17 protein-coding genes and 1 riboswitch are annotated in these 21,335 nt (G+C 54.1%); of the genes, 11 read left to right on the top strand and 6 right to left on the bottom strand.

The genetic code is table 11. From position 1 onward, the window contains the following. Nucleotides 1-64 precede the first annotated feature (64 nt). From WA318_RS02600 to WA318_RS02630, 7 genes are all read left to right on the top strand, one after another. The gene (locus tag WA318_RS02600) at nt 65-1,294 is read left to right on the top strand and encodes a CynX/NimT family MFS transporter (RefSeq protein WP_336079886.1); all 1,230 of its coding nucleotides are present in this window, start codon (nt 65-67) and stop codon (nt 1,292-1,294) included. A 207-nt stretch (nt 1,295-1,501) separates the two neighbouring features. Next, the gene (gene hemP / locus WA318_RS02605; protein ID WP_114096525.1) at nt 1,502-1,669 is read left to right on the top strand and encodes a hemin uptake protein HemP; all 168 of its coding nucleotides are present in this window, start codon (nt 1,502-1,504) and stop codon (nt 1,667-1,669) included. Between the two features lie 121 nt (nt 1,670-1,790). Next, nucleotides 1,791-3,860 carry a TonB-dependent hemoglobin/transferrin/lactoferrin family receptor gene (locus WA318_RS02610; protein WP_336079889.1) on the top strand — a complete coding sequence of 690 codons (2,070 nt, stop codon included), beginning with the start codon at nt 1,791-1,793 and terminating at the stop codon, nt 3,858-3,860. 63 nt (nt 3,861-3,923) lie between these two features. Continuing rightward, a complete protein-coding gene (locus WA318_RS02615) occupies nt 3,924-4,997 on the top strand; it encodes a hemin-degrading factor (RefSeq protein WP_336079891.1) in 1,074 nt (357 codons plus the stop codon). Then, entirely contained in the window at nt 4,998-5,858 is an 861-nt protein-coding gene (locus WA318_RS02620) for a heme/hemin ABC transporter substrate-binding protein (protein ID WP_336079892.1), read from the top strand. Then, nucleotides 5,855-6,940: a FecCD family ABC transporter permease gene (locus WA318_RS02625; protein WP_258548583.1), complete on the top strand. Its 1,086-nt coding sequence runs from the start codon at nt 5,855-5,857 to the stop codon at nt 6,938-6,940. The genes WA318_RS02620 and WA318_RS02625 overlap by 4 nt, the downstream gene beginning before the upstream one ends. Then, a complete protein-coding gene (locus tag WA318_RS02630) occupies nt 6,937-7,764 on the top strand; it encodes a heme ABC transporter ATP-binding protein (protein ID WP_336079893.1) in 828 nt (275 codons plus the stop codon). Before WA318_RS02625 ends, WA318_RS02630 begins: the two co-directional genes overlap by 4 nt. On the opposite strand, the gene gcvA is transcribed toward WA318_RS02630, so the two are convergent. Then, nucleotides 7,765-8,697 carry a transcriptional regulator GcvA gene (gene gcvA / locus WA318_RS02635; protein WP_336079894.1) on the bottom strand — a complete coding sequence of 311 codons (933 nt, stop codon included), beginning with the start codon at nt 8,695-8,697 and terminating at the stop codon, nt 7,765-7,767. It abuts the gene before it with no gap. Between the two features lie 281 nt (nt 8,698-8,978). Here gcvA and WA318_RS02640 point away from each other — a divergent pair, with 281 nt between their 5' ends. From WA318_RS02640 to WA318_RS02655, 4 genes are all read left to right on the top strand, one after another. Beyond that, complete coding sequence (locus tag WA318_RS02640) at nt 8,979-10,166, top strand: NAD(P)/FAD-dependent oxidoreductase (RefSeq protein WP_336079895.1); 1,188 nt, start codon at nt 8,979-8,981, stop codon at nt 10,164-10,166. A gap of 61 nt (nt 10,167-10,227) precedes the next feature. Then, a complete protein-coding gene (locus WA318_RS02645; RefSeq protein ID WP_336079896.1) occupies nt 10,228-11,544 on the top strand; it encodes an aspartate aminotransferase family protein in 1,317 nt (438 codons plus the stop codon). 71 nt (nt 11,545-11,615) lie between these two features. Then, a complete protein-coding gene (amaB, locus tag WA318_RS02650; RefSeq protein ID WP_181850138.1) occupies nt 11,616-13,115 on the top strand; it encodes an L-piperidine-6-carboxylate dehydrogenase in 1,500 nt (499 codons plus the stop codon). A 203-nt stretch (nt 13,116-13,318) separates the two neighbouring features. Continuing rightward, nucleotides 13,319-15,451 carry a hypothetical protein gene (locus WA318_RS02655; protein ID WP_336079897.1) on the top strand — a complete coding sequence of 711 codons (2,133 nt, stop codon included), beginning with the start codon at nt 13,319-13,321 and terminating at the stop codon, nt 15,449-15,451. A gap of 86 nt (nt 15,452-15,537) precedes the next feature. Here WA318_RS02655 and WA318_RS02660 read toward each other — a convergent pair whose 3' ends face one another. The 5 genes from WA318_RS02660 to WA318_RS02680 form a co-directional block, all read right to left on the bottom strand. Further along, nucleotides 15,538-16,143, bottom strand: coding sequence for a superoxide dismutase (locus WA318_RS02660; RefSeq protein ID WP_114096533.1), 606 nt, complete (start codon nt 16,141-16,143; stop codon nt 15,538-15,540). Nucleotides 16,144-16,509: 366 nt separating this feature from the next. Then, entirely contained in the window at nt 16,510-16,818 is a 309-nt protein-coding gene (locus WA318_RS02665; protein WP_258548584.1) for a hypothetical protein, read from the bottom strand. A gap of 235 nt (nt 16,819-17,053) precedes the next feature. Continuing rightward, nucleotides 17,054-17,686 carry a thiamine phosphate synthase gene (gene thiE / locus WA318_RS02670; RefSeq protein ID WP_336079898.1) on the bottom strand — a complete coding sequence of 211 codons (633 nt, stop codon included), beginning with the start codon at nt 17,684-17,686 and terminating at the stop codon, nt 17,054-17,056. Then, nucleotides 17,683-18,492, bottom strand: coding sequence for a hydroxyethylthiazole kinase (gene thiM, locus WA318_RS02675; RefSeq protein WP_336079899.1), 810 nt, complete (start codon nt 18,490-18,492; stop codon nt 17,683-17,685). Before thiM ends, thiE begins: the two co-directional genes overlap by 4 nt. A gap of 75 nt (nt 18,493-18,567) precedes the next feature. Next, nucleotides 18,568-18,685: riboswitch (TPP riboswitch) on the bottom strand. A 125-nt stretch (nt 18,686-18,810) separates the two neighbouring features. Next, complete coding sequence (locus tag WA318_RS02680) at nt 18,811-21,189, bottom strand: Tex family protein (protein ID WP_336079900.1); 2,379 nt, start codon at nt 21,187-21,189, stop codon at nt 18,811-18,813. Nucleotides 21,190-21,335 lie beyond the last annotated feature (146 nt).

Below are 21,335 nucleotides of genomic sequence, written 5' to 3' on the forward strand. Positions count from 1 at the left end.
TATTCTGATCGTGCCACCATCACGACGTAACCCGGATCATGACTGATCCAGACGGAGTTTTCCGATGACTGACAAGACGGCCCCATCAAGCGACCAGAACAGCGACGCCGGGCGCGGATTTCACCGGCTTGGCGCGCATATCGGCTTTTTGTTTGCCATTTTGCTTCTGGCCGCAAATATGCGTGGCAGTATTGTCGGGCTTGGTCCGTTGGCTGAGATCATCGGAACGGATTTGTCGCTGTCGGGAACCCAGCTTGGTCTTTTGACCACATTGCCGGTTCTGAGTTTCGGGGTTCTGTCGATTTTTGCACCGCGACTGGGACAAAAATTCGGGCTTGAGGCAACGCTTCTTACGATGTTGCTGTTTATTGCCCTTGGGCAGGGGCTTCGTGCCAGCGGAGCCTATGACATCATGGTGATAGGGACGATCATTCTGGGTGCTGCGATTGCAGTGATGAATGTGCTGACTCCGTCGCTGGTGCGGCGCAGCTTCCCGACCCATGTTGCCTTTGTGACCGCCCTTTACACCTTTACCATGTCGAGTGGCGCGACCATTGCCGCATTCATTTCTATTCCGATACGAAATGCCGCAGATGGGGACTGGCGCTGGTCACTGGGTGTGTGGGCGGTATTTGCAGCAATTGCCTTTGTCTGCTGGTTGCCGATGCTGCGCTATCGCCACAAGGCCCCGGCACCGGTGATGAATGCCAAAATATCGCTTTGGAAAAATACCGAAGCATGGTGGCTGGCGCTGTTCTTTGGCTGTCAGTCGCTGATGTTTTACACAGGGGTTGCCTGGCTTGCGAAGGTTTTCATCGATCACGGCATTACCGAGGCCGAGGCCGCAACACTTTTGTCGATCTTTAACGTCTTTGGTATTCCTGCAGCCTTTGCGGCACCGCTGATCTATTCGAAAATTGCCAACAAGAAACTGGCGATGCTGGTGCTGCATATCCCGCTGATCATTGCGATTCCGGGCTTTGTGTTTGCCACGACCGAGCTTCCCTATCTTTGGGCGGTATGCCTTGGTCTGGGTCAGGGCAGCATGATCAGCATTGCCTTGACGCTGGTGGGGATGCGCGGGGCTGATCCGCAAACTTCCGCCCGTCTTTCAGGGATGGCGCAATCCGTCGGCTATCTGTTTGCGGCGATTGGTCCGGTATTGTTTGGCGCCCTTCATGATCTTCTGGGCGACTGGCAGGTCGCGCTTTATTTCCTGTTCATCGTGGTTGCAGTGCAGCTTGTCGCTGCAATGCGTGCCGGTTCGTCCGAGAAGATCGGCGTCAGCAACTAGGTAGCGTTCCCTCACCGCCATCAGTTCAGGGTCCTTATGCAAAAGGCCATATTTCCAACCCGGAAATGTGGCCTTTGTCACATAATGGGACGGTAATTGACCCGCATTCATGTTTTGGCGCAACTGCGCAGTTGACTTTCATTCGCAATTGAATATAGGAATGCAAATCATTATTAATATAGTCGGTGCATAAACAAGGAGTTTGTGATGCCTGACATCACAGGCAGGATTGAAAAACCGGGCGTTCCAGCTCAGGCGAAACATATTCAGGTGGAAGAACTGATGGGAACTGACCGCGAGGTCATTATTATCCATCAGGGAGACGAATACCGCCTTCGTATGACGTCGAACAACAAGCTAATCCTGACGAAATAAGGCGTCTAACTAACGCCACACAATCAAATCTGACCAGATTTGCCAGCCAGCGCGCCAGTGCCCCGCACAAGCCAGCCAGCCAGCCGAAATCGGTACCAAAGCTGCCTTACAGGGGAAAATTATGGCTTTCAACAAGTCTGTGCGCTTGCTTATGGCGACAGTATCAACATTTGCGCTTGGCACTGCTGCATATGCGCAAGATGCTACGAATATATCGGGCACCGATGCCGCAGATGTATCTGCAACCACCGACCAACCGGTCCTGATTGCCGAAAACAGCATTGCACTTGATGCAATCACGATTACCGCCAACAAGCTTGAAACATCGGTCATCGACGCACCGGCATCAATTTCGGTTGTCGATGAAGAAGAACTGGAACGACGTCAGCCATCCGATCTGAGCGACATCTTGCGCGGAATGCCCGGCGTCGAGATTTATGGTGGCCCGCGCAGCACGGTTCAGGAGCCGATCATTCGCGGTTTGACCGGTGACCGTGTGGTTGTGCGTGTTGACGGTGCCCGCGCCAATATGAGTGTTGGCCACAAAGGTCGTTTCTTCTTCGATCCGGAAGTCCTTAAATCGGTTGAAGTCTATCGTGGTGCGGCATCGACCATGCAGGGCACCGGTGCATTGGGGGGTGTCATTGCACTCACCACCAAGGACGCCAATGATCTGCTTGATCCGGGCCAGAAAATTGGTGCGCGGGTCAAGGTTGGATATGCGTCTGTTGATCACGGTTTGACAACAAATGGCATGGCCTATGGTCGCCCGACCGACAATACCGACATTCTGGTCAGCGTCACCCGCGAAAGCACGGGTAATTTTGAATCCGGTGATGGCGTAAAGCAGCAATATACCGATGATGATTACATCAATGGCATGTTCAAGGGCGGGATCGACATCAATGATGCGAGCCGTCTGACGCTGAGCGTTCAGCGCTATAGCGATGATCACCAGTTGCCTGCTGCCCCGGATAGTGGTGCAGCTGTAAACAGCACCAGCAACTATCTTGTGGATCGCGAAAGCGAAGAATCTTCGCTGGTCCTGGGATACAGCTATCACGATTTGGGTAACGACTGGATTGATGCAAACGTAAATGCCTATGGCATGCGTACGGATCTGGATGAAAAGCGTGTCAGCGACGGTCGTCATGATGAACGCACACTTGATACCATCGGCATTGATGGCAACAACACGTCGCGCTTTGATCTGGCCGGTCGTGAACTGGCAGTAACGGTTGGCGGGGAGCTTTATCAGGATTCACAGGAAGGCCGTCGTAACGGCGTTGCTGTAGCCAACCTGTTTCCCGATGCGGAAATGACCATCTATGGCGTTTATGTCGACAATGCCTTTGCGGTTACCGACGCGCTTGATCTGACCGCAGGTGTGCGGTTTGACTCCTATGACCTGTCGGCGGAAGGTCAGCGGTCGCGTGAGGACAGCGCGATTTCCCCGCGCTTCTCGGCAAGCTACCGCGTGACGTCCTGGATGCAGCCCTATGTCAGTTATGCCGAAGCCTTCCGTGCTCCGGCCATGACCGAAATGTATGCCAGCGGCTATCACTTCCCGGGCAACAATTTTGTCGCCAACCCCGATCTGGAAGCTGAAAAGGCCAAGACGTGGGAATTCGGGACAAACTTCAAGTCTGACAACCTTCTGACGGCGGGCGACGCTTTCCGCGCCAAAGTTGCCTATTTCCATAACGAAATCGAAGACTACATCGAACAGCAAGGTGCGACTTTCGGTAGTTCCGAAACCAAAAGTGTCAACGTTCCCGAAGCTGAAATCAAAGGTTTCGAAGCAGAGCTAAGTTATGACACCGGTGTTGTCTTTGCCGGTTTGGCCGCATCGCGTTTGCGTGGGGAAAACACCCGTACCGGTGAAAACCTTGCCAATATTCCGGCCGACAAGGTTGCTGTATCGGGCGGGTATCGCTTCGAGGATTACGGTGTCGAACTTGGCGGTCGCGCCAATATGGTTGATCGCCTGACCCGCATTGCTTCGGGCAGCGAAGTTCCCGGTTACGCAACCTTCGATCTGTTTGCCCGCTGGGATGCAAGCGAAACCGTTCCGGGTCTGACGGTCAATGCCGGGATCGATAACCTGTTTGATCACAATTATCAGGTTGCTGATCAGGGGCTTTATGAGCCGGGCCGCAACTTCAAAATTTCCGCAAGCATGAAATTCTAACGCACGAGGATCAGACGATGCGTGTCTTGCATCGTCTGATCTTTCAGGAGGTATAAAAACGCCATGAATGAAAACAATTTCAAAACATCACAAGAAGCCTGGGCGGCCTTTTCTGCCGGTGAAGCCAAAGGTTATGCCGTCGATATCGCATCAGAACTTGGTTTGACCGAGGGTGAACTGGTTGCAGCCGGTACCGGGAAAAACGTTATTCGTCTGGATGTGGATTGGGGTGACCTGATCAAACGTCTTGAAGAACTGGGCGAGGTCAAGATTCTGACCCGCAATCCAAGTGTGGTTCATGAAAAGATCGGAACGTTCGGGGCGGTCAGCATCAATGGTGAAATGGGACTGGTGCTGAATGGTGATGTAGACCTTCGCCTGTTTCTGGGGCGTTGGGGCCATGGATTTGCGGTAGAAACCAACAATCCGCGCGCAGGACGCCGTCGCAGCCTGCAGTTTTTTGATCATGAAGGCCAGGCGATTCACAAGATCTTCCTGACCGCCAAATCGAACGAAGCCGGATATGATGCGCTGGTAGATGAATTCCGAGCGGAAAATCAGGAACCGGGGATCGAAACCCTGGCGCCGTTGCCCAAAGCCGTGACGCGCAAGGATGAAGAGGTCGATGTGGATAATCTTCGTGCCCATTGGCGCAAGATGACCGATGTGCATCAGTTCCACGGGTTGCTGAAAGATTTCAATGTCGGACGACAGCAGGGGCTGCGTCTTGTCGGGACCGAATTTGCCGAACGGCTGAGCAATGATGCGCTTAAAACCATGCTGGAATCAGCATCGGAAAGCGGTTTGCCGATCATGGTGTTTGTTGGCAATGCCGGTGCCATACAGATCCATACCGGTCCGGTCAAAACCATCCGCGAGATGGGGGACTGGATCAATGTCATGGACCCGCGTTTCACCCTGCATCTGCGTATGGACATGATTGCCGAGGCATGGATTGTCCGTAAACCTGTCCGCGAAGGTGTGATCACCACGGTTGAGCTTTATGACGCAGATCTCAATAACTTTGCGATCTTCTGCGGCGAACGTGTACCCAAGGATCCCGAGAATCCGGAATGGCAGAAGCTTGCAGAAGATCTGCCGCGTTTTAACGCCAAAGAGCATGCTCTTGCGGGGTAGATGATGCGCAGCTTTACCACAATTCTATGTGCCATTTTCAGCTTCGCCATGCTTGGTGCGAATGCCCATGGCACCGAGCGTCCCGGCCGTGTAATCACGGTCGGGGCCCCGGCGACCGAAATTGTCTTTGCGCTTGGTGCCGGTGACAGCGTTATTGCAACCGATACCACCAGTACCCGACCGGAGGTGGTCGAAGTCCTGCCAAAGGTTGGTTATATGCGCCAACTGGCGTCCGAGGGGATCATCAGCCTGAAGCCCGATCTGATTGTCGCAGTCGAGAAATCAGGTCCGGAAAATGTGTTGCAGGAACTGGGTGATCTGGGGATACCGATTGTCAAACTGCCATCACTCGACGAGATGAAAAATCTGCCCGATGCGATTGCCATTGCGGGCGCGGCGCTGGGGCGTGTTGTCGAGGCGCAAACACTTGCACAAAAGATTCGTGCCGATATTGCCGATCTGGGGGCCGTAGTCGAGCCGAACCGCCCAAGCATCATATTCCTGATGGCGGTTGGTCACGGTAAGCCGCTTTCGGCCGGGAACCATACGACAGCTGCAGAAATCATTGATCTGGTTGGCGGTCGAAATCCGATGGCAGAATTTGACGGCTTCAAACCGGTATCAGCCGAAGTCATCGCCGCAGATCAGTCTGATTATGTATTGCTGCCGCAATCGACCGTTGATCAATATGGCGGCTTCGAAGGCCTTAAAACCGATCCGGTTCTGGGGCTGAACAAGGCCGTGGCAAATGGCAGGGTTCTGACAGTTTCATCGTCAACGATACTCGGGTTCGGGCCGGAATCCGCGTCTGAAATCCGCGATGTGGCGGCATTTCTGCACAAGCAAGAACAGGGTCGATGAAAACGGTGAAGCTGATGGCATCATCGCTGCGGCAGTTCGGGCCGGTTCGTCGACCTGTGGTGGTTCTTGTCCTCATGATGTTGGTGCTGGCAAGTGCGGTCCTGATTTCACTCGGGATTGGTGGTGCACCGATCGCGTCGGGTGATGTGCTTGCGCATCTGGCCCATCGCATCGGTATTTCCGGCATTGGTATTGATGCATTTGATGCCCGTGTTCTTGATACCTTGCGCTTGCCCCGTATTCTGCGGGCCATTGTGATTGGCGGCGGGCTTGGTCTTGCCGGGGCGGTGATGCAAAGCCTGTTTCGCAATCCCATTGCCGATCCGGGTATCATCGGGGTGTCTGCCAGTGCTGCTTTGGGGGCGGTGGCCATGATTGTTGCCGGTCACATCATTTTGGGCAGTTTCTATACGGTGATCGGGCCTTATGGTGTGCCGGTTGCCGCATTTGGCGGTGCGGTCATTGCAACGGCGGTTATTCGGGTTCTGTCTCGCCAGGATGGGCAAACCGATGCCGCAATCATGTTGCTGATCGGGGTGGCGATCAATGCCATGGCATTTGCCGGTGTTGGTGTCTTTACCTATATGGCCGACGATGCGCAGTTGCGTAGTCTGACATTCTGGCAGATGGGGGCGCTTGCCGGAAACGGCCCGACCGATATGCCCGCCATGATCATTATGACCCTGGGCATCGTTTATTTGCTGACGCTGGGAACACCGCTTAATCTGTTTTTGCTGGGCGAGGCCGAGGCACGCCATCTTGGTGTCGAGGTCGAACATCTTAAACGCCGGGCAACCGTTGCCACGGCATTGGTTGTGGGTGCAGCGGTTGCTGTGTCGGGCATTATCGGGTTTGTCGGGTTGGTGGCCCCGCATCTGGTGCGGCTAGTGACCGGGCCGGATAACCGGTATGTGTTGCCTGCATCTGCAATTTGCGGGGCGATCATGCTGACCGGGGCGGATGCTGTGGCCCGTATCATTGTATTGCCGGCAGAATTGCCGATTGGTCTGGTAACGGGGATCGTTGGCGGGCCGTTCTTCCTTGGATTGCTGATGCGTGAAAAGAAAAGGCGCAGATTATGAGCCTGATGGCAAAGGACGTGAGCTTTGTGGCGCGTGGCCGCCATTTGCTGCGTGATATTTCGCTGGCTTTGGCGCCGGGGGAAGTATTGGCAATTCTGGGCCCCAATGGTGCCGGGAAATCCACATTGCTGCGTGTGCTGGCAGGTGAATACCAACCAGCCAAAGGGTGCGTCATGCAAAATGGGCAGGATATATCCAGCTTGTCGGCCCTGAACCTTGCGCAAAGGCGGGCGGTAATGCCGCAAGCCGCCTCAATGACATTCCCGTTCGGTGTGCGTGATGTGGTTGCCTTGGGCCGTGCGCCGTTTCGGAAAATCTCGACGCGCCAGCTTGATCAGAAACTGGTGGCCCGTGCGATTGCTGTTGCCGATATCAATCATCTTGCAGATCGGCCCTATCCGGCCTTGTCCGGCGGGGAAAAACAGCGCGTCCATCTGGCCCGTGCCCTGGTGCAAATCTGGGGAATGGGTGGATTTGATGTGACATCAGATGCCGTGCATGACCCGCAGTGTGGTTCTGACCGGTTCCTTTTGCTTGATGAGCCCACAGCGGGGCTGGATGTTTCCCATCAACACGCATTGCTGGCCGTTGCGCGACGTGAAGCCCACGAAAACAATGTCGGGGTCTTGATGATCCTGCATGATTTCAATCAGGTCACGGCCTATGCCGACCGGGTCGCTGTTTTGCAGTCCGGCGAGATCGTGGCGCAGGGAGACGTTGCAGACGTCATGCAGCCCGACTTGCTGTCAGCGGTGTTCAAAAGTCCGATCCGCGCGATTGAGGATCCCAAGGGCGGACATGTTCTGGTCAGTCAGGCGGTCTGATCAGGCGGCGTTGCCTGATGATGATCCGCGTTCTTTCTGTTCGGCCTTGCAGGTCGCAACCAGCCAGTCGCGAAAGGCGCGGACGGCAAAGTTGTTTTCCTTTTCCTTGGGATAGACAACGTAATAGGCGTGATGATTGGGGATCGAGACATCAAAGGGGGCAACGAGCCGCCCGTTTTCAAGCTCTTCGCGCACCAGAAATTCCGGCAATAGCGCCAATCCAAGCCCGGCGACGGCGGCCTGAATGACCATGTGGAAATGTTCAAACCTTGGTCCGGCAAGCTCGTCGACCACGGCAACGCCGGTTGCCGCCAGCCAGTCCTGCCAGGCGCGTGGGCGGGTGGAATGTTGCAAAAGCGTGCAGTTGCGCACCCTTTCACGCGCAATCGGCAGATCGTCATTTTCCTTAAGCAGCTTGGGTGCGCAAACCGCAATCAGGGTTTCGCCCATCAGGCGGTGAAACACGCATCCGGGCAGATTGTCATCGCCAAAATGGATCGCGATATCGATGCCTTCGCGGTCGAAATTGAACTCGCGCGTCTGGGTGATCAGATTAAGCTGGATATCCGGCCAGGTTGCCTTGAAATCGCCAAGACGTGGCACAAGCCAGCGCGCACCAAATGTTGGCAACGTCCCGACATTGAGCATCCCGCCCGCATCGGAATAGGCCATGACCTGAAGCGTTGCGGCCTCTGCCCGGTCCAGAAGATCGCGCACCTGTGCGGCATAGGCTTCGCCCGCAGCAGTCAGTTTCAGGCGTTTTTTGACCCGGCGAAACAGATCGCGTCCCAGATATTCCTCAAGCGTTCTGATCTGACGGCTGATCGCGCTTTGCGTGACGTTAAGTTCCTCGGCCGCCCGGGTAAAGGACAGATGACGGGCCGAACTTTCAAAGAATTGCAAGGCAGTCAGGGACGGCAGGAAGCGGCGCATGGAAATTCCGGTTCATAACAAAATGGAATGATATGGTGCGAATATATCGTTTGTTTGCTGTTCAGCCAAGGCGTAACGTTTTAAACGGTTCCAAGCCTCCTCGCGCCACCATATGAAGCGTTCAGGCCAAGGGCCATCGCGCTGGAATGTGATCAGTTTGTAATGTTTCGGAAGGATGTCTCCCCGTTCCGGACAGGGATTGCATCCAGCGCACCAACCATAAAATGTCCGGGATGAAAGCGGCCGGAAGGCTTCAACAATTTATCGGGTAGAAGGCGAGAATGGGTTCTGTTGACGCAAATTATGATGTGATCATTGTCGGTGGTGCGGTTATTGGCAGCTCCATCGCATGGCATTTGACTGGCCGGGATGATTTCAAGGGCCGGGTTCTGGTGATTGAAAAAGATCCCAATTACGAATTCTGTTCGACGACCCTTTCGGCAGCGTCGATCCGTCAGCAATTTTCGACCCCGGTCAATATCGAAATGTCGGCTTATGGCATCGAGTTCCTGCGCAATCTGAAGCGCGACCTTGATCCCGAAGTTGACATTGCCCTGCATGAAAAGGGCTATCTTATTCTGGCAACCGATCAGGGCCGTGACATCCTCAAGCAGAACCACGCGACCCAGACAGAATTTGGTGCTGATATCGTCTGGATGGAACCCGATGAACTGGCAGCCAAATATCCGTGGATGAATACATCCGATCTGTCGGCTGGCTGCTGGGGCCGCACGGGCGAAGGCTGGTTTGATGCCTATTCCCTGATGCAGTCTTTCCGCAAACAGGCCCGCAGTCGCGGTGCCGAATATATCGACGGCGAAGTCGTTGAAGTCACCCGCGAAGGCGATCAGATTACCGGTGTTGTCCTGAAAGACGGGCGTCGGTTTGGCTGTGGCACCCTGATCAATGCGGCCGGAACCGGCGGGTCCAGGGTTGCAAAAATGGCTGGTCTTGAAATTCCGGTTGAACCGCGCAAACGCTGCATTTTCGTATTTAACTGCCGCGATGCTGCCGACATTACCGCGACCTGTCCGATGCTGATCGATCCGAGCGGGCTTTATGTCCGTCCTGAAGGTGAGTTTTTCATCACCGGGATTGCACCGCCCAAAGATCGTGATCCGGAATGCTGGGATTTCGAAGTCGATCACAGCCTGTTTGACGACATCATCTGGCCGGGCCTGTATGAGCGTTGCGAACGGTTTGAGGCGATCAAGGTCGTTAATGCCTGGGCCGGTCATTATTCCTATAACCTGCTTGATCAGAACGCGATCCTTGGCCGTCATACCGATGTGAAGAACTTTGTCTTTGCCAATGGTTTCTCGGGCCACGGGTTGCAGCAAAGCCCGGCGGTTGGTCGCGGTATTGCCGAGCTCGTCGCTACGGGCGGCTATCAGACCCTTGATCTGTCGGTCTTCGGCTATGAGCGCATCCGGGATAATGCCCCGGTTCTCGAACTTAACGTTATTTAATTCGATTTCGTAACGAACATGCGAAATCAGATACTTAAACCAATGGTCGGAGCAGGCCCCAATGCCCCGTGATGATGCTAACAAAACTGCTGAAACTCTCGGCGCTTCCATTCGTGATCGTCAGACCGTCTCGGTTTCGAGCGGGGTGCGCAATGTGCACCCGGTCTATCTTGATCGCGCACTGAATGCTGAAGCCTGGGATAGCGAAGGCAATCGCTATATCGATTTCGTCGGCGGGATCGGTGTTTTGACTGTCGGCCATCGCAACCCGGTTGTGATGGATCGTGTGATCGCCCAGTGCGACCGTTTTACCCATAGCTGCTTTAACGCGCTGCCCCATGAACCCTATGTCGCGGTCACCGACTGGCTGGCGAAAAACTGTCCGATTGAAGGCCCGGCAAAGTCGATGCTGACCAATTCCGGGGCCGAGGCCATGGAAAACGCCCTGAAACTGGCCCGCGCCTTTACCGGCCGGCCCGGGGTGATCGCCTTTGAAGGGGCGTTTCATGGCAGAACCCTTGCGACCCTGGCACTGACCGGCAAGACAAAGCCCTATAAAACCGGTCTTGGGCCGCTTCCGGGGCCGGTCTGGCATCTGCCATATCCTTGCCCGGAAACCGGTGTATCGGTTGAGGATGCGATGAATGCCATCGCCAAACTGTTTGCGGTTTCTGCCGATCCCAAATCGGTCGGGGCCATCGTCATCGAACCGGTTCAGGGTGAGGGCGGTTTCCGCGCCTGTGACGGCGAATTCCTTGTGGCGTTGCGTCGTCTGTGTGATGAAAACGGCATGGTTCTGATTGCCGATGAAATCCAGTCTGGGTTTGCGCGCACGGGCAAGATGTTTGCCATCGAGCATGCCGGTGTGGCCCCCGATATCCTTGTCATGGGCAAGGGGATTGGCGGTGGTTTCCCGCTGGCCGCGATCACCGGGGCCGAGGATGTGATGAACGCACTCGCACCGGGCGGTCTTGGCGGGACATATTCGGGTAACCCGGTTGCCTGCGCGGCTGCAACCGGTGTGTTCGAGGTGCTCGAAGCTGAAAACATTCTGGGTCGTGCCAAGCAGCTTGGCGAAAAATACGCGACCCATATCGCATGGTTGCGCGATCTGCCCGGCGGGCATGTGATCGGCAATATGCGCGGAATTGGCGCAATGCGCGCCTTCGAGATGATTGCAGATGATGGCAAACCGTCGCCCAATCGTCTGCAAAGCCTGTTGCAACTGGCGCGTGAAAGCGGGCTATTGTTAATGCCAAGTGGTGAACACGCCAATGTGGTGCGCCTGCTGGCACCTTTGACCATTCCGTTCGATCAGGTTGATGAGGCCTTTGCCATCATCGCCAAGCTTCTGCCCAAGGTGGCGCAAGTCGCATAGATCGCGGAACGATATCAAACGGAATGGCCGGTGGTGATCACCGGAAAGTTTAAAAAGAAGGGAGTTTTACTGTGAGTTTCAAATCCATCCTGACCGAGCTTGGTCTGACTGACGCCGAGATCGCCAATGGCACCCTTAAGGTTCAGACCCCGGTTGACGGGTCCGAGATTGCGGTTGTTGCTGAAACCGATCCGGCGGAGATGACCGACATCATCAGCAATGCCAAAAAGGCATTCGGTGCATGGCGTCAGGTTCCGGGTCCGCGTCGCGGTGAACTGGCCCGTCTTCTGGGTGAAGAACTGCGCGCTGCCAAGGAACCGTTGGGTCGTCTGGTGTCGCTTGAATGCGGCAAGATCTATCAGGAAGGTCTTGGCGAAGTTCAGGAAATGATTGATATCTGCGATTTCGCAGTCGGTCTGTCGCGTCAGCTTTATGGTCTGACCATCGCATCCGAACGTCCGGGCCACAAGATGATGGAAACCTGGCATCCGCTGGGTGTCGTTGGCGTGATTTCGGCGTTCAACTTCCCGGTTGCGGTCTGGTCCTGGAACACCGCGCTTGCGCTGGTTTGCGGTAACGCCGTGATCTGGAAACCGTCGGAAAAGACCCCGCTGACCGCCCTTGCCTGCCAGAAAATCTTTGAAAAGGCACTGGCGAAATTCGGTGACGCGCCCGAAGGCCTGCATCAGATCGTGATCGGTGATCGCAAGATCGGCGAAGCCATGACCGACAGCCACGACGTGGCACTGGTTTCGGCAACCGGTTCAACCCGCATGGGCCGCGAAGTTGCCCCGCGTGTTGCCGAACGTTTTGGCCGCACCATTCTGGAACTTGGCGGCAACAACGCCATGATCGTAACCCCGTCAGCCGATCTTGATATGACCGTTCGCGCGGTTGTGTTCTCGGCTGTTGGTACCTGTGGTCAGCGTTGCACCTCGCTTCGTCGTCTGATCGTTCACAAGGACATCAAGGATCAGCTGCTTCCGAAAATCGTTGCTGCCTACAAGTCGGTCAAAATCGGTGATCCGCTTGCCGATGGCACCCTTGTTGGTCCGCTGATCGACGAAGACAGCTTCAACAACATGCAGACTGCCCTTGCCAATGCCAAGAAAGATGGTGGCGTTGTGCATGGTGGCGAACGCGTTCTGGAATCTGAATATCCGAACGCCTTCTATGTCAGCCCGTCTGTGGTTGAAATGCCGGCTCAGACCGAGACGGTCCGTAACGAGACCTTTGCTCCGATCCTTTATGTCATGACCTATGAAACCCTTGAAGAAGCCATCGCGCTTCAGAACGGTGTGCCGCAGGGTCTGTCATCTTGCATCTTCTCGACCGATGTGCGCGAAACCGAACTGTTCCTGTCGGCTGTTGGTTCCGATTGCGGTATTGCCAACGTCAATATCGGCCCGTCGGGTGCAGAAATCGGCGGTGCGTTCGGTGGCGAGAAAGAAACCGGTGGCGGTCGTGAATCCGGTTCGGACGCCTGGAAAGGTTACATGCGTCGTGCGACCAACACGATCAACTATTCCCGCGAGCTGCCGCTGGCTCAGGGCATCAAATTCGATATCTGATCACTCGCCCGATCAGGTTCGACCCAAACCCCGTCGGTTCGCCGACGGGGTTTTTTGTTTCTTTATGACTGCAGCAGCTTTAATCAGCAGATTTTGTGATAGAAGGTGGTGTTGTTTAAATTGCATTGCGCAATGCGGCCGAGTGCTGGAATAATCAGAGCATATTATTTCTGGTTGTTTTGTGATCCCCGAGAGATTTTTGCATGCTAGATGTTCGTGGAAGCCTTAAGAACACTAAACTTAGTTCAAATCCCTACGTTGTCTTTGATGAGCTTTTGTCAAACTCAATAGATTCGTACTTAATTCGCAAGCACGACAATCCTAGTGCTGAACCATTAGAAGTGCACTTTAAGGTTGAATTTTGGGGCATTGATTTGCTAGGTGCAGCAGCGCACGATTGCCAAATAACATGTAGCGATAATGGTTGTGGGATCGGTAAAGATCAGGCTCTCGCATTTCTAACCAAAGACACCTCGTACAAAGATGATTTGAATGTAATTGGAATCGGAAAGTGCAAGGGTTCTGGTAGAATTCAATACTTCCATCACTTCTCCCTCGTGAATATTGTTTCTATTTTTGAGGAAGAAGGTGTTTTTCTGCAAAGAACTCTGGATTTTCATGAAGACCATAAGCAGATTAGCCCCGAGATGTTCTCTACCTCAGCATCGGACGCCACTAGAAGCGGAACGGTCATCACTTTATCAGATTTGAAGGAGACTGCGCGGAATAGAAAATTCTTGGCGCAGGATTTATCCGAGATTTTTTCGGCGAGCTCTCTAAAAAAGTCTGTCCTTGTATCGTTTCTTCAAAGATTGATTGGTCTTGATGAGCAAATTGGCGATTTCAAAATCACTTTTGAAACAAAGGTTGGTAAGGACGGTAATCCTGCCACGGCCTCATTGAGAAAATCAGACCTACCCTCGGTCTCAGAAACTCGTACGGTTATGGTCAAGGAGCGCGATCCTCATACCGGAGAGCAGATCAAAATTGAACAGCAGTTCAAGGTATCTCATTATAAGTTAGATAAGAATGCATACGATCTCCCAAAAAATGCCATTGCCTTTTGTGCGAAGTCCTCACCTGTTAAAGACATCACGAAGAGATATCTCCGAACCAAAGCTGAACAGAATAATCCTGTTGGGAAATTCCATCATATCGTTTTGATTGAGGGCGATTTTCTTGATGATCGTGTAAATGAGCAGCGAGATGATTTCGACGACCTTCCAGAAGAGCTGGAAGGTGGTGACTTGGTGTCAGGTGCTCCAATTTCTTATCAAGACATTTACGACGTAATTGACGACGTCATTGCAGAGTTCGTTACACCTCCTGATTGGAATAAAGAAAAAGTGATGGAAAGTGCTGCCAAGCACTTTGGCATTTCTGAAAAAATGCTTGCTGATACTGGTACAAGGGTGAGGTACGGAGATACTGCGCATTCTGTAGTTGATCGAGTATTGAAGAAGTATCAGGAAAGGGTTGTCGTTGAGACAGAAAGCATAGTTGATTTAAAGGATGAGATTCTCAATCTGGAGCCAGATTCGGAGGATTTTAGGCAGAAGATCAATGACCTTTCTTGGATGTATACTGCGTCTTTGAAAAACTTTGATATGGCCAACCTGTCTCAGTTGGTTGTGAGAAGGGCCGCGATCGTAGAGGTCTTGAGTTTAGCCCACCGAAAGCAACTGAATTTTCAAGCACCTGACGTTGAGGGCCGTCGCAAGGACGAAAAAATCATTCATAGCGTTTTCTTTCCGATGAAGAAGGATAGCAAAGAAGTAGCAGATCATGACATTTGGCTGCTGAATGAGGAATACCACTATTACGAGTATATTTCATCGGATAAACCACTTGCGCAGATAGAGTGGGAGGACGGCTCGCCGTTATTCGATCCAGAAATTGATGTTGCATTTGAAAAAATCCTTGCAAAAAGAACGGACGATAATTCAAAGCTACGACCAGATATTGCTCTCTTCAGTGAAGAGGGATCGGCGATAATTATTGAATTCAAGGCGCCCGGCGTTAGCATGGATGATCACATTGGTGATTTGTCTGAGTACGCTCATATACTGGCTGCTAAATCTAAAGGCAGAATCAAAAAATTCTATGGGTATATTATTGGCGACACGTTGAACCCTTTGCGTATAGCGGGCTGGACTAGATTTCCAACTGGCAAGGGCTATTTCCGTACAAGTCCATTAGTAGACCCCGAGAGTTCACAAAATCTTGGAGAACTATATCAAGAGGTTCTTTTCTACGAAGACGTTGTGGATCGGGCTAAAAAGCGAATTGGTGTATACAAAGACAAATTAGGAATCGATTTGTCGCTAACCCGATAACTACAGTTCTAGTTGTCTTGAATAACAAGAAAAAAAGCGGCCCCGTAGGAGCCGCTTTCTTTAATCTTGTCTCAAAGCAGGGCTGATTAGCCGGCTTTGGAGAAGCGCTCTGCGACATATTCCCAGTTTACCAGGCTGTCGAGGAAGGCTTTGACATAGTCCGGGCGCGCGTTGCGGTAATCGATGTAGTAGGAATGTTCCCAAACATCACAACCGAGCAGCGGGGTCTGACCATGAACCAGCGGGTTTTCCGCGTTCGGGGTTTTGGTCACAACCAGTTTGCCCGACTTGTCCATTGCCAGCCAGCACCAGCCCGAACCGAACTGGGTAACGCCAGCCTGAATGAAGGCTTCCTTGAAGGCATCAACAGAGCCGAAATCCTCGACGATTTTCTTTTCCAGTTCGCCCGGAATGTTGCCGCCGCCGTTTTTCTTCATCATCTGCCAGAACTCGATATGGTTCCAGTGCTGGGCAGCGTTGTTGAACAGGCCTGCTTTGGAAGCGTCGCCATAGGATGCAACAACGACTTCTTCGAGCGACTTGCCTTCAAGGCCCGAACCTTCGAGCAGCTTGTTGCCGTTCACAACGTATGCGTTGTGGTGCTTGTCATGGTGAAACTCAAGGGTTTCAGACGACATGACCGGTGCAAGCGCGTCATATGCATACGGAAGTGCTGGGAGTTCAAATGCCATGATACAGTTCCTCGACTTTCATTATTGGTCTGTGCGGTAACGCAACATATCCCTTTTTGCACCTTGGGTGAAAGTGAAAATCCCGTGCAACCTGTTGGAAACCTTTGTTGCAGGGATCATTTCCCTAGGCAGGGAGGATGCCTCTGGGCCTTTATCTAGGTCGATGGGCCGCTTATGCAATGCACCCCTTGGTAATTGTGGGAAAATTGCGGGGCTATTGCGCGGAATAAGGTCGCAGAAGCAGGGCTATGGTGTTGCGCCTTCTGAAGGCTAAACAGTCGGGCGACCGAAACGTTCCGGGGATTTGACGAAAAATTTCGAGTTTCGAGTCACATCGGCCCGGTTGCCCCGTTAAGGCGTGACGTCCTATTCCTTATAAAGCGCATTGCGATGCTCGATATCGGTGCCATTGCGAATCATGACGGCATATTCGCCGGTTGGCAGCGACGAGATATCAAGCTTGCATGGAAAGGTATGGCAGTCCCGATCAAGCGCGATTGTCCCGTCCTGATGGGTCAGGATGACTTCACCGGCCGGTTTTTCAGAATTGATTGTAACGCTATCAGTTGTCGGTTTCGGCGCAATCCGGATTGCAGCCACAGCGGCTGTTGTTCCTGTCAGGATACAGATCAGGGCAATGGCAACCGGCTTTTTGCTGCGCATAGATTTCAACATGACATCCCTCGCGCTTGTGTGCATCGTTCTCATGAAACCAAGATGCACCCCGAAGCCGGAGAATTAGCGGCGCAATTGAGGCATTTCCGTGCGGTTTCGTGCAAGTCGCGAGGGGCAGCCATGCGCGTACCCCAAAATCACCCCCTGCCAGACAGGGTGATCGGGCAGGGGGTGAAAGCGTTCAGGATCGTCGGCGCAATCGCGACCCTGTCTTTAGGATATTGATATCGATGGGCTATTTCAGTGCCGCAATCGCGTCGGCGATGGCACGGGTAGCGCCTTCGGGGTCGGGTTGGCCGCAAATGGCCGATACAACCGCAATGCCATTGGCCCCGGCGCCAAAGACCGGTTCGACATGATTTTTTTTCAGACCGCCAATTGCAACAGAAGGCAGACCGGCGATCTTTACCAGATCAGCCAGACCATCAAATCCGATGGCGGGTTTATGGTCGGGTTTGGTTGATGTGGCAAAGACCGGGCCGATGCCGACATAGTCGACAATGCCCGGGTCGACCTTGCGCGCGACCGTTTCATCCTCGATCGAAAGGCCGATGATCTTGTCGCGTCCCAGTCGTTCGCGGGCCATTTGTGATGGCAAATCATCCTGACCGACATGCAGCCCGTCTGCGCCAATCGCAATTGCGGCTTCGATATCGTCATTGACGATAAGCGGGACTCCGGTGGCAGCCATGGCTTCGATCAGTTCCCGGCCAATGCGAATAAGTCCCTCGGTCCCGGCCTTTTTATCGCGCAGCTGCACGATGGTTGCACCACCCGCGATGGCCGCCATGGTGGTTTCAACCATCGAATGGGTGCGGCACAGATCGGGATCAAGCACCAGATAAAGCGACAGATCAAAGGATTTCATAGGGCCTCAATGCGTGCAGTGTCGTTAAAGGTTGTGGCGTCAAGATTATGAAGCCCGTCAACAAAGGCCGTCATGAAAGATGCCGGGCCGTTTGCGGATTGTGCGGCAATGCTTCCGGCAACGGCAAAATTGGTCAGGGCGGCAAAAGTGGCCTCAAACGCCTGATCTTTGGCAATTGCGACATAGGCCCCAACAAGTCCGGTCAACGCACAGCCCATGGCGGTGATTTTCGGCATCAGCGGCGAACCACCGGCAATACGAACCGCACGGGTGCCATCGGTGACAAAATCGATCTCGCCGGTTACTGCGACAACGGCCTTCTGTGCTGTGGCAAGGGCGCGTGCAGCGCCTTCGGCCTGTTCAACGGGATCGCCACTATCGACGCCCTGACCGGCACTTTGTCCGCCAGCAAGGGCGATGATTTCGGACGCGTTGCCGCGAATGACGGTCGGGTTCAGTTTCAGCAATTCTGCGACAACGTCGCGGCGATACCGGGTCGCGAAATGTGCCACCGGATCAAGCACCCAGGGCTTTACAGCCACATTGGCGGATTGGGCCGCGGCAATCATGCCTTCGACCCAGTGCGGTGACAGGGTGCCGATATTGACCGTCAAAGCTCCGGCAATTGCGGCAAACTCACCGGATTCTTCGGGGGTATGCACCATCGCGGGCGATGCGCCGGCTGCCAGCAGGACATTGGCGGCATAGTTCATTGCGACATAGTTGGTGATGCAATGGACCAGCGGATTGGTCGCACGCATCTTTTCAAACAGGGCGGTGGCGGTTGAGGAAAGATCAGTCGTCATGTCGAGGCTCCAATGCAGCAAATTCAAGTGCGTTTGGAGACCCAGTTCGAAGTCGGAAAGATGGAGAACGCCGGAAAATCGCGTTCACACCGTCCCTACGCCAGTATGAACTGGATCAGGTTCAACGGGTCACTGCGCTGATTTTCACACGGCAGTTTCTCAGCCCCCTGACGGGGCTCCCCTTGGTGAGTGCTCAAAATGGGTTTTAATCCGCTTTCTGTCAATTCATCCCGTTGGTCCTGGTGCCTGAATATGAAAATGGCGAGACAGCCCAGGCCATCCCGCCATTTGAAAGATCATCCCGATGGTTGATTGCAGTTATTTGCGACGTTCCATCGCGGCCTTAAGGGCAGCTGCCATCGCGCCCCCGGCATCACCGCCGGAATTTCCGCCATTTCCGCGATTTGCATTGCCTGTGTTGTTGCGCGGGCCCGATGATTGTTGCGGGCGTCCGCCACCATGGCCACCGCGCGGGGCACCCCCGGCAGTGTCATTGCGGCGTTCACGCGTGCCTTCGTAATCCGGGGCCGATTTCATCGAAAGACCGATACGTTTGCGCGGTGCGTCGACTTCCATGACGGTGACCGAAACGATCTGACCGGCCTTGACCACCTGACGCGGGTCATCGACGAATTTATCGGCCAGCTGCGAGATATGGACAAGGCCATCCTGATGCACGCCGATATCAACAAAGGCACCAAAATTGGTAACGTTGGTCACCGTACCTTCAAGCTTCATGCCGGTGCGCAGATCCTTGATTTCATTTACGCCCTCGGCGAATTTGGCGGTCTTGAATTCCGGACGCGGGTCACGACCGGGTTTATCAAGCTCGGCAATGATGTCGCGGATGGTTGGCACACCGAAAGTCTCGTCGGCGAAATCTTCGGGACGCAGCGTTTTGATAAAGGCCGAGTCGCCAATCAGGCTTGCCAGCGGCCGGGATGCCTTGGCACTGATCTTTTCGACCAGCGGATAGGCTTCCGGGTGTACGGCCGATGCATCAAGCGGGTTCTGTGCCCCGCGAATACGCAAGAAGCCTGCGCACTGTTCAAACGCCTTTGGCCCCAGACGTTCGACCTTTTTTAGATCGGCACGCGACTGGAACGCCCCGTTTGAATCGCGATAGCCGACAATATTGCGGGCCAGCGTTTCGGTCAGACCCGCCACGCGGGTCAAAAGCGGGATGGATGCGGTGTTAAGGTCAACACCAACCCCGTTCACGCAATCCTCGACCACGGCATCAAGGGATCGTGCCAGTTTGGTTTCAGACACATCGTGCTGATACTGACCGACACCGATGGATTTCGGTTCGATCTTGACCAGTTCGGCCAGCGGGTCCTGCAAACGGCGCGCAATCGAGGCCGCACCACGTAGCGACACATCAAGATCAGGGAATTCTTCGGCGGCGAACTGGGATGCGGAATAAACCGACGCCCCGGCCTCGTTGACGATGACCTTGGTGGCCTTAAGGGCCGGGAAACGTTTCAGCATCTGACCGGCAAGCTCATCGGTCTCGCGCGAGAACGTACCATTGCCAATAGCGATCAGTTCGATCTGATGGCGTGCGGCAAGGGCCGCCATGGTGTTGATCGCACCTTCGACGTCATTGCGCGGCTGGAACGGATAGACAGTAGCGGTATCCACCAGCTTGCCGGTGGCATCGACAACGGCAACCTTAACCCCGGTACGAACGCCCGGATCAAGACCCATGGTGGCTTTCTGACCCGCAGGTGCCGCCAGGAGAAGGTCCTTGAGGTTGTCGGCAAAGACCTTGATCGCACCTTCTTCGGCGCTATCGCGAAGGGTGCCAAACAGATCAAGCTCGATCGACAGCGACAATTTGACACGCCAGGTCCAGCGCACCGTATCCACCAGCCACTTATCCGCCGCACGGCCCTTATCGGCAATGCCGACATGGGCAGCGATCATGATTTCGGCCCGGCCCGGCTGGCTGCGCGGACGATCTTCATCCTCTTTGCCAAGGGTCAGTTTCAGCTGAAGGATATCTTCGTTGCGACCCCGGAAAAGGGCCAGCGCACGGTGCGACGGGCAGGTTTTGATTTTTTCGGAATGCTCGAAATAGTCGGAAAACTTTGCGCCCTCGGCCTGTTTGCCTTCGACGACCGATGCGGTGATTTCGCCTTCGTTCCACAGATGGTTACGCAGCTTGGCAACCAGATCGGCATCCTCGGCAAAGCGTTCCATCAGAATCTGACGGGCACCATCAAGGGCGGCTTTGGTATCTTCGACGCCTTTTTCAGCATCGACGAATTTCGCAGCCTCGGTTTCCGGATCAAGGGTCGGGTCATTGAACAGGCTGTCGGCCAGCGGTTCCAGACCTGCTTCGCGGGCGATCTGGGCTTTGGTCCGACGCTTTTTCTTGTATGGAAGATAAAGGTCTTCAAGGCGGGTCTTGGTGTCAGCCTCGTTAATCGCGGCTTCCAGTTCCGGGGTCAGTTTTTCCTGCTCGCGGATGCTTTCAAGAACCGATGCGCGACGTTCTTCAAGCTCGGTCAAATAGCGAAGACGTTCTTCCAGCGTACGCAACTGAGTATCATCAAGCCCGCCGGTTTTTTCCTTGCGGTAACGGGCGATAAACGGAACGGTCGAGCCTTCATTAAGCATCTCGATGGTGGCAATGACCTGTTCCGGACGAACCGAAAGTTCTTCGGCGATACGCTGGGGAATTGGACGCATGGTTTCTCCTTGTTTTGCTCGTCTGCCTGAAATAGCGGCTTTGGGCTCCCACGGAAAGAGTCTGTTTTCCCCAAAATTTTGCCAAAGCGCGGATCGCGATTCAGTGTTTGATTCCAAAGGACTGAAATCCCATGCGTTTTGTGCGG

The organism is Thalassospira sp. CH_XMU1448-2, from assembly GCF_037027285.1.
GTDB classification, from domain to species: Bacteria; Pseudomonadota; Alphaproteobacteria; order Rhodospirillales; family Thalassospiraceae; genus Thalassospira; species Thalassospira profundimaris_C.

Excerpts from the sequence above, each read along its gene's own strand:
- WA318_RS02600 (WP_336079886.1), top strand. The coding sequence starts at position 65 with ATGACTGACAAGACGGCCCCATCAAGCGACCAGAACAGCGACGCCGGG.
- hemP (WP_114096525.1), top strand. The coding sequence starts at position 1,502 with ATGCCTGACATCACAGGCAGGATTGAAAAACCGGGCGTTCCAGCTCAG.
- WA318_RS02610 (WP_336079889.1), top strand. The coding sequence starts at position 1,791 with ATGGCTTTCAACAAGTCTGTGCGCTTGCTTATGGCGACAGTATCAACA.
- WA318_RS02615 (WP_336079891.1), top strand. The coding sequence starts at position 3,924 with ATGAATGAAAACAATTTCAAAACATCACAAGAAGCCTGGGCGGCCTTT.
- WA318_RS02620 (WP_336079892.1), top strand. The coding sequence starts at position 4,998 with ATGATGCGCAGCTTTACCACAATTCTATGTGCCATTTTCAGCTTCGCC.
- WA318_RS02625 (WP_258548583.1), top strand. The coding sequence starts at position 5,855 with ATGAAAACGGTGAAGCTGATGGCATCATCGCTGCGGCAGTTCGGGCCG.
- WA318_RS02630 (WP_336079893.1), top strand. The coding sequence starts at position 6,937 with ATGAGCCTGATGGCAAAGGACGTGAGCTTTGTGGCGCGTGGCCGCCAT.
- gcvA (WP_336079894.1), bottom strand. The coding sequence starts at position 8,697 with ATGCGCCGCTTCCTGCCGTCCCTGACTGCCTTGCAATTCTTTGAAAGT.
- WA318_RS02640 (WP_336079895.1), top strand. The coding sequence starts at position 8,979 with ATGGGTTCTGTTGACGCAAATTATGATGTGATCATTGTCGGTGGTGCG.
- WA318_RS02645 (WP_336079896.1), top strand. The coding sequence starts at position 10,228 with ATGCCCCGTGATGATGCTAACAAAACTGCTGAAACTCTCGGCGCTTCC.
- WA318_RS02655 (WP_336079897.1), top strand. The coding sequence starts at position 13,319 with ATGCTAGATGTTCGTGGAAGCCTTAAGAACACTAAACTTAGTTCAAAT.
- WA318_RS02660 (WP_114096533.1), bottom strand. The coding sequence starts at position 16,143 with ATGGCATTTGAACTCCCAGCACTTCCGTATGCATATGACGCGCTTGCA.
- WA318_RS02665 (WP_258548584.1), bottom strand. The coding sequence starts at position 16,818 with ATGTTGAAATCTATGCGCAGCAAAAAGCCGGTTGCCATTGCCCTGATC.
- thiE (WP_336079898.1), bottom strand. The coding sequence starts at position 17,686 with ATGAAATCCTTTGATCTGTCGCTTTATCTGGTGCTTGATCCCGATCTG.
- thiM (WP_336079899.1), bottom strand. The coding sequence starts at position 18,492 with ATGACGACTGATCTTTCCTCAACCGCCACCGCCCTGTTTGAAAAGATG.
- WA318_RS02680 (WP_336079900.1), bottom strand. The coding sequence starts at position 21,189 with ATGCGTCCAATTCCCCAGCGTATCGCCGAAGAACTTTCGGTTCGTCCG.